Origin of the sequence: Rhodococcus sp. p52 (assembly GCF_000763325.2) — a bacterium.
GTDB classification, from domain to species: domain Bacteria; phylum Actinomycetota; class Actinomycetes; order Mycobacteriales; family Mycobacteriaceae; genus Rhodococcus; species Rhodococcus pyridinivorans.
The window spans coordinates 1,660,118-1,672,573 of sequence record NZ_CP016819.1; the positions used below are offsets into that span (position 1 = coordinate 1,660,118).

6 protein-coding genes and 3 rRNA genes are annotated in these 12,456 nt (G+C 62.4%); 6 read left to right on the forward strand and 3 right to left on the reverse strand.

Annotation, left to right across the window (positions count from 1 at the left end):
• Positions 1-159 precede the first annotated feature (159 nt).
• Complete coding sequence (locus IM25_RS07645) at positions 160-1,392, forward strand: acyl-CoA dehydrogenase family protein (protein ID WP_033097814.1); 1,233 nt, start codon at positions 160-162, stop codon at positions 1,390-1,392.
• The gene (locus IM25_RS07650) at positions 1,392-2,540 is read left to right on the forward strand and encodes an acyl-CoA dehydrogenase family protein (RefSeq protein ID WP_033097813.1); all 1,149 of its coding nucleotides are present in this window, start codon (positions 1,392-1,394) and stop codon (positions 2,538-2,540) included. Before IM25_RS07645 ends, IM25_RS07650 begins: the two co-directional genes overlap by 1 nt.
• A 30-nt stretch (positions 2,541-2,570) precedes the next feature.
• Here IM25_RS07650 and IM25_RS07655 read toward each other — a convergent pair whose 3' ends face one another.
• Entirely contained in the window at positions 2,571-3,020 is a 450-nt protein-coding gene (locus IM25_RS07655) for a very short patch repair endonuclease (RefSeq protein WP_033097812.1), read from the reverse strand.
• Between the two features lie 11 nt (positions 3,021-3,031).
• The gene (locus IM25_RS07660) at positions 3,032-4,177 is read right to left on the reverse strand and encodes a DNA cytosine methyltransferase (RefSeq protein WP_033097811.1); all 1,146 of its coding nucleotides are present in this window, start codon (positions 4,175-4,177) and stop codon (positions 3,032-3,034) included.
• A 635-nt stretch (positions 4,178-4,812) separates the two neighbouring features.
• Between IM25_RS07660 and IM25_RS07665 the strand changes: the two genes are divergently transcribed.
• The 3 genes from IM25_RS07665 (at position 4,813) to rrf (ending at position 9,995) form a co-directional block, all read left to right on the forward strand.
• Positions 4,813-6,334 (forward strand): 16S ribosomal RNA (locus tag IM25_RS07665).
• A 301-nt stretch (positions 6,335-6,635) separates the two neighbouring features.
• Positions 6,636-9,769, forward strand: a 23S ribosomal RNA gene (locus IM25_RS07670).
• A 109-nt stretch (positions 9,770-9,878) separates the two neighbouring features.
• Positions 9,879-9,995 (forward strand): 5S ribosomal RNA (gene rrf / locus IM25_RS07675).
• The 16S, 23S and 5S rRNA genes sit together here, the layout of an rRNA operon.
• A 138-nt stretch (positions 9,996-10,133) precedes the next feature.
• Here rrf and IM25_RS07680 read toward each other — a convergent pair.
• Positions 10,134-11,249 (reverse strand): GIY-YIG nuclease family protein, encoded by a 1,116-nt coding sequence (locus IM25_RS07680; RefSeq protein WP_231413647.1) that lies wholly within the window; start codon positions 11,247-11,249, stop codon positions 10,134-10,136.
• Between the two features lie 157 nt (positions 11,250-11,406).
• On the opposite strand from IM25_RS07680, the gene IM25_RS07685 reads away from it, so the two are divergent.
• Positions 11,407-12,426: a hypothetical protein gene (locus IM25_RS07685; protein ID WP_033097952.1), complete on the forward strand. Its 1,020-nt coding sequence runs from the start codon at positions 11,407-11,409 to the stop codon at positions 12,424-12,426.
• The last annotated feature ends 30 nt before the right edge of the window (positions 12,427-12,456 follow it).

Consider the following 12,456-nt stretch of genomic DNA (forward strand, 5'->3'; position numbering starts at 1 on the left):
GTTCGTGTCCCCGGTCGGAGATCCTGCCGGTACCGCAGGTGATATCCGTCTATTGACGAGCCCGCTGGGGTGGAAGTAGATTTCGTACCACTCTCAAAAAGTTAACGACAATTCGCACGATGGTCCGGCAACGGCGGTCGCGCTCTCCGGGGAGAAGACATGGAACTTGCGTGGTCAGAGGCCGACGCCGCCTTCAGAGACGAGGTGCGATCGTTTCTTGAGGAGAAGCTGACGTCCGAACTGCGGCGGGCCGGCCGACTCGCGACGAGCGTGTACTCCGACCACGAAGCGAGCATGGAGTGGCAGCGCATCCTCCATGAGCGTGGTTGGGCGGCGCCGGCCTGGCCGGTCGAGTACGGCGGATGCGACTGGACGCAGACGCAGCACTACATCTTCAGCCGCGAGTCGATCCTCGCGGGCGCCCCGAACCTGTCGCCGATGGGCATCCGCATGGTCGCGCACGCGATCGTCGCCTACGGCACCGAAGAACAGAAGAGCTACTTCCTGCCCCGGATCCTCACGGGCGAGGTCTTCTTCTGTCAGGGCTACTCCGAGCCCGAGGCCGGCTCCGACCTCGCCTCGCTCAGCATGGCGGCGGTCGACGACGGCGACGACCTGATCGTCACCGGCAGCAAGATCTGGACCACGCACGCCACCGAGGCGAACTGGATGTTCGCGCTCGTGCGCACGTCGAAGACCGGTCGCAAGCAGCAGGGCATCACCTTCCTGCTCATCGACATGACCTCGCCCGGCATCGAGATCCGCCCTCTGGTCATGACGTCCGGTGAGGAAGTACAGAACCAGGTCTTCTTCGACGGTGTGCGTGTCCCGAAGAAGAACGTGCTCGGGAAGATCGACGACGGCTGGACCGTCGCGAAGTACCTGCTCGTCTTCGAACGCGGGGGAGCGGCGGCAGCGCCGGCCCTGCAGGTCATGGCCGAACGGATCGCCGAGGCGGCCGCCGAACAGCCCGGTCCGTCGGGTGGCAGACTCATCGACGATCCGGCGTTCTCCGCCAAGCTCGCCGAGGCGCGTATCCGCACCGAAGTGCTCGAGATCCTCGAATACCGCACTCTCGCAGCGTTGTCCGCGGGCAAGAATCCCGGTCCCGCGTCGTCGATGCTCAAGATCCTGGGCACCGAACTCAGCCAGACGATCACCCAGCTGACCCTCGAAGCGGCCGGTCCGCGCGGTCGGGTCTACCAGCCGCACATCACCGCGCCCGGCGGTCCGGTGGCCGACTACGTGCCGCCCGCCGACGGTTACGTCAGCGGTGAGGAATGGCAGGCCGTCGCGCCGCTGCGTTACTTCAACGACCGTGCCGGGTCGATCTACGCCGGCAGCAACGAGATCCAGCGAAACATTCTCGCCAAAGCAGCATTGGGGCTCTGATGGACTTCGGTTTGAGCAAGGAGCAGGAGCTCCTTCGTGATTCGGTCACCAAGTTCCTCGCCGGTCGCTACGACCTGGCGCAAAGCCGGAAGGTCGCGACCACCGGCGAAGGTTGGCAACCGGAGGTGTGGCGGGCATTCGCCGAGGATCTCGGAATCCTCGGGGCCACGCTTCCGGAAGAGGTAGGAGGGATGGGCGGCGGACCGGTCGAGTTGATGGTGGTGTCCGAGGCACTCGGGCACGCACTCGTCATCGAACCGTACGTCGACACGGTCGTCCTCGGGGGGGGGCTGCTCGGTCGTGCAGGGGCCGATCGAGCCCGGTCCGTCCTCGAGGCGATCGCTGCCGGTGAAGCCGTCACGGCGTTCGCCGCGACCGAGCCCACCTCCGGATACGTCTTCCACGACGTGTCCACCACCGCGCGTCGCGAGGGCGACGAGTGGGTCATCGACGGTGAGAAGACCGTCGTCACCAGCGCTCCGCTCGCAACGCACCTGCTCGTCACCGCCCGCACGTCGGGCGAGCGCACCGACACCGACGGCATCTCGCTGTTCCTCGTCGACTTCGACCCCGCGAACCCGCCGACCGGTGTGGAGATCCACTCCTACCGCACGATCGACGACCGACGCGCCTCCGACATCGTCTTCTCGGGTCTGCGACTACCCGCCGACTCGCTGCTCGGCGAGGAGGGAGGCGCATGGCCGTCCGTCTCACGCGGCATCGACGAAGCGACCGCCGCCGTGTCCTCCGAAGCGGTGGGCCTCATGCGCAAGGTGCTCGCCGACACCGTCGAGTACGCCAAGCAACGTCAGCAGTTCGGTCAGCCCATCGGCAGCTTCCAGGCGCTCCAGCACCGCATGGTCGACATGTACATGGAGGTCGAGCAGGCGGTGTCCGCCGCCTACCTGGCCGTTCTCCATCTCGACAGCGACGACGCCACGCGGGCACGCGCGGTCTCGGCCGCGAAGGCGACGATCAGCTGTGCGGCACGCTTCGTCGGCCAGAACGCCGTCCAACTCCACGGCGGCATGGGCATGACGGAGGAGCTCGCCGTCGGGCACTACTTCAAGCGACTGACCGCGATCGAGTACGAGTTCGGCACCGCCGAACAGCACGTCGCGCGGTACGCGCAACTCACGAAGGGCTGATCGGATAGGTCTCGGGGCCGGTGCGGGGGATCACACCTGCGCCGGCCCTGCATCCGTTTCCGGAGGAGCCGACAGAGCATCCTCCACATGCGTCGCGGCGACGACGGGATCCTCGTGCTCCCACACCCGCACCACCGTCCAGCCCGCGGCCTGCAGACGTGCATCGGTGTCCCGATCGCGCTGCACGTTGGCGGCGAGCTTGGCCGCCCACCACTCGGCGTTGTTCTTCGGGAACGTCGCGTGCTGCGGGCAGCTGTGCCAGAAGCATCCGTCCACGTAGACCGCGACCCGACGACGAGGGAAGACGAGGTCGGCCCGGCGTCGCATACCGGGCAGGGGAGCTCGGTCGACGAAGAACCGCCGCCCCCGGCGATGCAGTTCCTTGCGCAACGCCACTTCGGGAACGGTGTCGCGTCGGCGCTGCCGGCTCATCCGCGCACTCGTACGCGGATCCGTCCCGGGCCGATCCGACGACACCATCACAATGGCTTTCAGGCCGCCACTCGCGGGAAGCCACCCATGCGTTCGAGATGGTTCTCGACGTCCTCGAGAAATCCGGGCAGGAAACGCAGGTTGCCGGAGCGTGCGCGTCGGAGGAAACCTGCCGTCGCCCGTGCCGACAACAGACGGGCGTCGAGGAGGAAACCGCCGAGGTCCTCGTAGGGAGCCTGGACGGGCCACTGCGACTCGTGCACGCGGAACGCTTGTCCGCGGGCACCCCACGCGGCGGTCGGCCAGGTGTCGCCCGGAAGCAGCGGGGTCTCGTGGTCGGAGCTGTAGGCGATGGGGTTGTTCAGGCGGTGGCCCACCCACGACGCCATCCGCACGCTGACGGCATTGCCGACCAGACGCCACCGATGCCCGGCACGGACACCGGGCGCCTCGACGGCAGGTGCGGTCCAGTCGGCGTCGAATCCTTGGAGCCTCTCCGCATCGGTCAGGCCGGGGGTGACGATCTCGCCGGACGGCAGCCGCACGGCCGGAGGGCTTGCGATACCGAGAGTCGAACCGCCCTTGAGCGTGGGCACGGCGTTGACGGCCCATCCGAGACCGCGCACACCCTCGGTCCAGTAGAAGCCGCACGGGAACAGATCGGGATTGCCCTCCATGGGCATGCCGGCGTCCTCGCCGAACAACACCGTGCGGGGATCGTCCGTGCGTGAGGCGACCATCAGGACGCGGTGCCGACGCTGGGGGAGACCGAACGCGCGGGCATCGACGACGCGATAGGCCCACATGTAGCCGAGCTCCTCGAGCGCGTCGGTGATGTGGCGCATCGCCGCACCGCGGCCGAGCTGCAGCATGAAGGGAACGTTCTCGACGACGAGCCAGCGCGGGCCGTTCTTACGCTTCACGAGACGGAACACTTCGTCGACCAGCCCGGACTTCGATCCCGTGATGCCGGCCGTGCGTCCGGCCTGGGAGAGGTCCTGGCACGGGAAACCTGCGGCGACCAGTTCCGTATCGCGGGGAAGAGAGCGGAGACGCGTGACGTCCGGATGGAGCGGAACGTCGGGGAAGCGCGTGCGTAGTACTGCCTGAGCACCCGGCTCGATCTCGCAGAGGAGTTCGGTGTTCCACCCGTGTCGCCCGAGTCCGAGCTCCAGTCCGCCGATACCGGCGAACAACCCCACCATGTTCCCCGTCGACGTCACGGCACCCTTCCTCGCTCAGCTCAACGGTGAACGTTACTCGAGAAGTAGGGGGATCCGTGAGCGGACGCGACGAGCACCACGATGGAGGGGTGGCCCTACCCCTCTCGTGACGGGCACCAGGTGACCAAAACAGTCCTTGACCTGGCGATTTGGTGTTCTCGGACATGTTCGCGTAACTTATTCCAGGTCAGAGCGACACGGACACCGACCCGGGCCGAGAGGAACGGGACAACGAGGTTGGACGAAGGCGCCTGCGAATTTGATGGCCACGAACCTTCTGGTAAGGTTTCGAGCCGCCCCTGGTTCCGAAAACCACACGGACTTGCGTTCGTGAGGACGAGGAAGTAGGCTGGAACAGTTGCCTCAGAGCGCTTCGGACGTCAGTCCGAAGCGTGATGATGTGCGCGTGTTCTTTGAGAACTCAACAGTGTGCCGATGAATGTCAGTGCCAAATGTTTTTGGTACTCCGCTCCATCATTTTCGATGGGGTGGGTATTTGCTGATCGTCTCATTCTTCCGTCTGGGATGATCAGTGTTTGAGCTAGTTTGAGTTTTTTTGCTAGTGATTTGACTCTTTTGTCTTTGACTGATTGCCCCTTCGGGGTGATTGTGAGTCTTCAACGGAGAGTTTGATCCTGGCTCAGGACGAACGCTGGCGGCGTGCTTAACACATGCAAGTCGAACGATGAAGCCCAGCTTGCTGGGTGGATTAGTGGCGAACGGGTGAGTAACACGTGGGTGATCTGCCCTGCACTCTGGGATAAGCCTGGGAAACTGGGTCTAATACCGGATATGACCTCTTGCTGCATGGCGAGGGGTGGAAAGTTTTTCGGTGCAGGATGAGCCCGCGGCCTATCAGCTTGTTGGTGGGGTAATGGCCTACCAAGGCGACGACGGGTAGCCGGCCTGAGAGGGCGACCGGCCACACTGGGACTGAGACACGGCCCAGACTCCTACGGGAGGCAGCAGTGGGGAATATTGCACAATGGGCGCAAGCCTGATGCAGCGACGCCGCGTGAGGGATGACGGCCTTCGGGTTGTAAACCTCTTTCACCCATGACGAAGCGCAAGTGACGGTAGTGGGAGAAGAAGCACCGGCCAACTACGTGCCAGCAGCCGCGGTAATACGTAGGGTGCGAGCGTTGTCCGGAATTACTGGGCGTAAAGAGCTCGTAGGCGGTTTGTCGCGTCGTCTGTGAAATCCCGCAGCTCAACTGCGGGCTTGCAGGCGATACGGGCAGACTCGAGTACTGCAGGGGAGACTGGAATTCCTGGTGTAGCGGTGAAATGCGCAGATATCAGGAGGAACACCGGTGGCGAAGGCGGGTCTCTGGGCAGTAACTGACGCTGAGGAGCGAAAGCGTGGGTAGCGAACAGGATTAGATACCCTGGTAGTCCACGCCGTAAACGGTGGGCGCTAGGTGTGGGTTTCCTTCCACGGGATCCGTGCCGTAGCCAACGCATTAAGCGCCCCGCCTGGGGAGTACGGCCGCAAGGCTAAAACTCAAAGGAATTGACGGGGGCCCGCACAAGCGGCGGAGCATGTGGATTAATTCGATGCAACGCGAAGAACCTTACCTGGGTTTGACATGTACCGGACGACTGCAGAGATGTGGTTTCCCTTGTGGCCGGTAGACAGGTGGTGCATGGCTGTCGTCAGCTCGTGTCGTGAGATGTTGGGTTAAGTCCCGCAACGAGCGCAACCCTTGTCCTGTGTTGCCAGCACGTGATGGTGGGGACTCGCAGGAGACTGCCGGGGTCAACTCGGAGGAAGGTGGGGACGACGTCAAGTCATCATGCCCCTTATGTCCAGGGCTTCACACATGCTACAATGGTCGGTACAGAGGGCTGCGATACCGTGAGGTGGAGCGAATCCCTTAAAGCCGGTCTCAGTTCGGATCGGGGTCTGCAACTCGACCCCGTGAAGTCGGAGTCGCTAGTAATCGCAGATCAGCAACGCTGCGGTGAATACGTTCCCGGGCCTTGTACACACCGCCCGTCACGTCATGAAAGTCGGTAACACCCGAAGCCGGTGGCCTAACCCCTTGTGGGAGGGAGCCGTCGAAGGTGGGATCGGCGATTGGGACGAAGTCGTAACAAGGTAGCCGTACCGGAAGGTGCGGCTGGATCACCTCCTTTCTAAGGAGCATCTCCTGTCTCGGACCAGCACGTAGGTGCTGGGGGAGCAGGCAGAGCCATTACGGATTCACAGGTAATCCGGTGGTGCTCATGGGTGGAACGCTGACAATCATCACCGCGTATGGCGGGGATACAGATCCTCGTCGCGGTGGTTATATCGGTGCACTGTTGGGTCCTGAGAGAACACGCAATGTGTTTGATCAGCGACGATGACTTACGAAGGCGGTTGGCCGTGTGGCCGGCGTTGGTAGGGGTTGTTGTGTGTTGTTTGAGAACTGCACAGTGGACGCGAGCATCTTTGTTGTAAGTGTTTATGAGCGTACGGTGGATGCCTTGGCACCAGGAGCCGATGAAGGACGTGGGAGGCTGCGATATGCCTCGGGGAGCTGTCAACCGAGCTGTGATCCGAGGATTTCCGAATGGGGAAACCCAGCACGAGTGATGTCGTGTTACCCGCATCTGAATATATAGGGTGTGTGGAGGGAACGTGGGGAAGTGAAACATCTCAGTACCCACAGGAAGAGAAAACAACATGTGATTCCGTGAGTAGTGGCGAGCGAAAGCGGATGAGGCTAAACCATGGGTGTGTGATAGCTGGCAGGCGTTGCATCCGTGGGGTTGTGGGGCTTTTCTTCCCGTCACTGTCATGACGGGCGAGAGTAAGAAACCGGTTGGTTAGTCGAAGTGGTCTGGAACGGCCTGTCGTAGAGGGTGAGAATCCCGTAGACGAAAACTTGCCGGCTCTCGTGAGAAGTACCCGAGTAGCACCGGGCCCGTGAAATCCGGTGTGAATCTGTCGGGACCACCCGATAAGCCTGAATACTCCCTGGTGACCGATAGCGGACTAGTACCGTGAGGGAAAGGTGAAAAGTACCCCGGGAGGGGAGTGAAATAGTACCTGAAACCGTGCGCTTACAATCCGTCAGAGCCGATGCACGATTCAGTTCGTGGTGGGTGATGGCGTGCCTTTTGAAGAATGAGCCTGCGAGTTAGTGGCATGTCGCGAGGTTAACCCGTGTGGGGTAGTCGTAGCGAAAGCGAGTCCGAATAGGGCGTATGTAGTGGCATGTTCTAGACCCGAAGCGGAGTGATCTACCCATGGCCAGGGTGAAGCGATGGTAAGACGTCGTGGAGGCCCGAACCCACTTAGGTTGAAAACTGAGGGGATGAGTTGTGGGTAGGGGTGAAAGGCCAATCAAACTCCGTGATAGCTGGTTCTCCCCGAAATGCATTTAGGTGCAGCGTCGCGTGTTTCTCACCGGAGGTAGAGCTACTGGATGGTCTAGGGGGCCCACAAGCTTACCGAAATCAGCCAAACTCCGAATGCCGGTGAGTGAGAGCGCGGCAGTGAGACTGCGGGGGATAAGCTTCGTAGTCGAGAGGGAAACAGCCCAGATCGCCGGCTAAGGCCCCTAAGCGTGTACTAAGTGGAAAAGGATGTGGGATCGCTGAGACAACCAGGAGGTTGGCTTAGAAGCAGCCACCCTTGAAAGAGTGCGTAATAGCTCACTGGTCAAGTGGTTCTGCGCCGACAATGTAGCGGGGCTCAAGTACACCGCCGAAGCCGCGGCACTCACACAACACCCATTCGTTCCTGCGGGAACGTGTGCAGTGGTGTGGGTGGGTAGGGGAGCGTCGTGCAGCCGTGGAAGCGCCGGAGTGATCCAGGTGTGGAGGCTGCGCGAGTGAGAATGCAGGCATGAGTAGCGAAAGACGAGTGAGAAACTCGTCCGCCGGATGACCAAGGGTTCCTGGGCCAGGTTAATCCGCCCAGGGTGAGTCGGGACCTAAGGCGAGGCCGACAGGCGTAGTCGATGGACAACGGGTTGATATTCCCGTACCCGTGTATCCGCGCCCAATGGCGAATCAGTTGTGCTAACCGTCCAAAAGTTTCCGCTGTTCCTTCGGGAACTGTGGGGATGGCTGCACGGGACCCTGATTGTAGTAGTCAAGCGATGGGGTGACGCAGGAAGGTAGCTGGGCCAGGTGATGGAGTACCTGGTGTAAGCCGGTAGGGCGAATGGTAGGCAAATCCGCCATTCATCAAGCCTGAGAGGTGATGCGTACCCGTTGAGGGGAATTCAGTGATCCTATGCTGCCGAGAAAAGCCTCTAGTGAGTTGGTACACGGCCCGTACCCCAAACCGACACAGGTGGTCAGGTAGAGAATACCGAGGCGATCGAGAGAACTGTGGTTAAGGAACTCGGCAAAATGCCCCCGTAACTTCGGGAGAAGGGGGACCACGCTCGGTGACGGCCCTTGCGGTCCGAGCTGGGGTGGTCGCAGAGACCAGAGAGAAGCGACTGTTTACTAAAAACACAGGTCCGTGCGAAGTCGTAAGACGATGTATACGGACTGACGCCTGCCCGGTGCTGGAAGGTTAAGAGGACCGGTTAGCGGAGCAATCCGCGAAGCTGAGAATTTAAGCCCCAGTAAACGGCGGTGGTAACTATAACCATCCTAAGGTAGCGAAATTCCTTGTCGGGTAAGTTCCGACCTGCACGAATGGCGTAACGACTTCTCTGCTGTCTCGACCACAGACTCGGCGAAATTGCATTACGAGTAAAGATGCTCGTTACGCGCGGCAGGACGAAAAGACCCCGGGACCTTCACTATAGCTTGGTATTGGTGTTCGGTTCGGTTTGTGTAGGATAGGTGGGAGACTGTGAAGCTCATACGCCAGTATGGGTGGAGTCGTTGTTGAAATACCACTCTGATCGTATTGGACCTCTAACCTCGGACCATGATCTGGTTCAGGGACAGTGCCTGGTGGGTAGTTTAACTGGGGCGGTTGCCTCCCAAAATGTAACGGAGGCGCCCAAAGGTTCCCTCAGCCTGGTTGGCAATCAGGTGTCGAGTGCAAGTGCACAAGGGAGCTTGACTGTGAGACTGACAGGTCGAGCAGGGACGAAAGTCGGGACTAGTGATCCGGCACCGGCATGTGGAAGCGGTGTCGCTCAACGGATAAAAGGTACCCCGGGGATAACAGGCTGATCTTCCCCAAGAGTCCATATCGACGGGATGGTTTGGCACCTCGATGTCGGCTCGTCGCATCCTGGGGCTGGAGTAGGTCCCAAGGGTTGGGCTGTTCGCCCATTAAAGCGGCACGCGAGCTGGGTTTAGAACGTCGTGAGACAGTTCGGTCTCTATCCGCCGCGCGCGTTAGAAACTTGAGGAAGGCTGTCCCTAGTACGAGAGGACCGGGACGGACGAACCTCTGGTGTGCCAGTTGTCCCGCCAGGGGCATGGCTGGTTGGCTACGTTCGGAAGGGATAACCGCTGAAAGCATCTAAGCGGGAAGCCTGTTCCAAGATGAGGTTTCTCACCCCCTCGAGGGGGTAAGGCCCCCGGCAGACCACCGGGTTGATAGGCCGGAACTGGAAGCCCAGCAATGGGTGGAGGTGACCGGTACTAATAGGCCGAGGACTTACCACGAAGATGTTACGCGTCCACTGTGCGGTATCTGAAACAACACACACAGATCCGAAAATCCTGCAGCAGCAGGTGATTCGAGGAATCTGCGTGGACTATTGTTTCATAGAGTTACGGCGGTCATAGCGACAGGGAAACGCCCGGTCCCATTCCGAACCCGGAAGCTAAGCCTGTCTGCGCCGATGGTACTGCACTCGACAGGGTGTGGGAGAGTAGGACACCGCCGAACACCCGTTCCGAAAGGGGACCCACACTGTGGGTCCCCTTTCGTGTTTTCTTATGCAGAAAATGTGCCGGCCCAACGGTTTTCGAGAACCGGCACGAGCTGCTTCCCGGTCCGCAGACGAACCGGGAAGCAGCCGGAGAATCAGGGGCGCGGTGCCTTCGGACGCGCGACCGGCCGCGGCAGTGCACGCGTCAGACGCGGAGCCCAACCGTGCGACGGCCAACGCTTGAGACCCAGCCGGTCCGGCGTGACGCGAGTGTTCACGAACTTGCCCTCGAGCTCTTCGTCGGCCTCCCCAACGAACCGGTAGAGGATCGTGCCGCCGTTCTCCTCCGTGCGAGCGGCTGCCTCCCACCCGGTAGCGCGGTAGACCGCGCGGACGATGTTGTCGGCGACGACGATGATCGGCAGTCCGTCGATTCCACGCGCCGCCGATCCTGCCGGCCACGGCTTGGACGCGAGTTCGCGCACCGCAGCCGGCGACGCCTTCTTCGCTTCGTTGACCCGCAGCACCACACATGGCGTCGGCAGCTCGGGAGCAGGCGAGGCCGAGTACTGACGGACGAGCTCCGCGATCGGGATCGCCGTGCGATCGGCTTCGGACTCCTCGGTTGCGCCCGCCAGGTTGGTGAGTACGCATTCGCCGCGGTGCGGTTCGGTCAGTCCGAGCGCCGCGATGACCGCTTCGGCCGTCACTGCGGCGGTGTGGTCGGCGTCGGTCTTCGGGTTCAGCGCGTCGGCCACGACGAAATGCTCCACCGCGTAGCCGGACTCGTAGACGGTTCGGATGCGCCGCAGAGCCGCCTCGGTCTCGGGGGTGGCCAGCGGTGTCTTCTCGCCGGCCTCGGTCAGCTTCGAGGTCTCTCCGAGCGCCGTCCAGACGAGGGTGAAGATGCGATTTCCGCGTCCGGCGCCGACGTAGAAGATGCTCCGGTCGCGAGGGTCGAGCAGGGCGTAGACGTAGGCGCCGAGCTGGTCGCAGATGTTCTTCGGAAGCAGTTTCGGGCTGGGGGCGCGGTCTTCGACATGGTTCACGAGAGCCCGCAGGACGGTCAGGCGCAGTGCCACGGGGACCTTGCCGGCGGAGCCGCCGAACAGTTCGCGGTTGGCTGCGTCCACGGAACCGAAGGTGCGTCCGATGTGACGGCTGAGGGCGCCGAGCGCGTGGGTGAACTCCGCAAGTCTCTGGCGTGGATCGTCCGCTGTATCCGGCAACTCGTTGCTGGTCAGGAACATCTGGATCTCGGGAGATTCCAACAGAGTTTGGGCAATGTTCGGAGGAACTGTCCACACTGTGCGCATAGAGCGACTCTAGGCCACACACAAGATTGGGGAGTCGCTCCGCGCAGGCGCCGCGCCGCCGAATCCGGAGGAAGAACCCGAGGAGAACCCGAGCCGGATAAGCTCGCGTGCCATGACAGCGGTGCGGACCCGTTCCCGTTCTCGGTTGTTGCGGGACACCGCGTCGTCCGCGCAGGTCGAAGCACTTCTGATCATCACGGTCGCGACCATCCTCGTCACCCGTCTGTACCTGCATCTGACGGGCTATCCGCAGGTCGGCGGGTCGGTCCTGCACATCGCTCACGTGCTGTGGGGCGGTCTGCTCATGGTCGCCGCGCTGATGGTCTCGTTGACCTTCATCGGCAGGGCGCCCGACCGCATCGCGGTGCTGCTCGGCGGTATCGGGTTCGGTCTCTTCCTCGACGAGGTCGGCAAGTTCGTCACGAAGACCAACGACTACTTCTACCGACCCTCGGTGGCGATCATGTACGTGGTGGTCGTGTTGCTGCTCGTCGTCAATCGAGCGGTGCACCTCCGTCGCGGGCCGTCGCCCGACGAGTATCTCGCCAACGCCGCGCTCACGGCGACGGACGGGCTCGCCCACGGCCTGACCCCGACCGATCGCGACCAGGCGCGAGTGCAGCTCGAACGCGCACGTGAGGGTGGAGTCGATCCCGAGGTCGTCGAACAGATCGATCTCCTGCTCGCCCGGTGCCGGGAGGTACCGTCGCGCTTCTCGTGGGTGTCGCTCCGGCTGCCGGAGCGACTGCGAGGTGAGCGCAGCGTCCGCGTCGCGGCAGCCCTGCTCACCGTTTTCTCCGTCGGCATTCTCCTCAATGCCGCTGCGACCTTGGAGGAGGATCTCGCCGCGCGGACGAGCAACGTGGTGACCGTGATCCAGCTCGTCGGCTCCGGCGTCACCGTCCTGCTGTGCGTGGTGGGATCGGTGGGTTTGTGGCGCAGGCGGAGGTGGGCGATCCGTGCGCTCCGGACGGCCGCGTTGATCACCGTCTTCTTCGTCGACGTGCTGGAGTTCGCCGTCCAGGAGTTCGGGGCGCTGCTCAACGTCGCCGTGGGCGCCGCGGCGCTGTCGGTGTTCTCACACCACCTGCGTCAGATGTCCCGGCACGAGGCGTTGCCGGACACGGCGTGAGCAGGTGGGCCCCGCCGCAACCGTGTTGTG

Bases quoted from the DNA above. Each gene is read 5' to 3' on its own strand.
- IM25_RS07650 (WP_033097813.1), top strand. From the start codon at position 1,392: ATGGACTTCGGTTTGAGCAAGGAGCAGGAGCTCCTTCGTGATTCGGTC.
- IM25_RS07685 (WP_033097952.1), top strand. From the start codon at position 11,407: ATGACAGCGGTGCGGACCCGTTCCCGTTCTCGGTTGTTGCGGGACACC.
- IM25_RS07645 (WP_033097814.1), top strand. From the start codon at position 160: ATGGAACTTGCGTGGTCAGAGGCCGACGCCGCCTTCAGAGACGAGGTG.
- IM25_RS07660 (WP_033097811.1), bottom strand. From the start codon at position 4,177: ATGGTGGGGTTGTTCGCCGGTATCGGCGGACTGGAGCTCGGACTCGGG.
- IM25_RS07655 (WP_033097812.1), bottom strand. From the start codon at position 3,020: ATGGTGTCGTCGGATCGGCCCGGGACGGATCCGCGTACGAGTGCGCGG.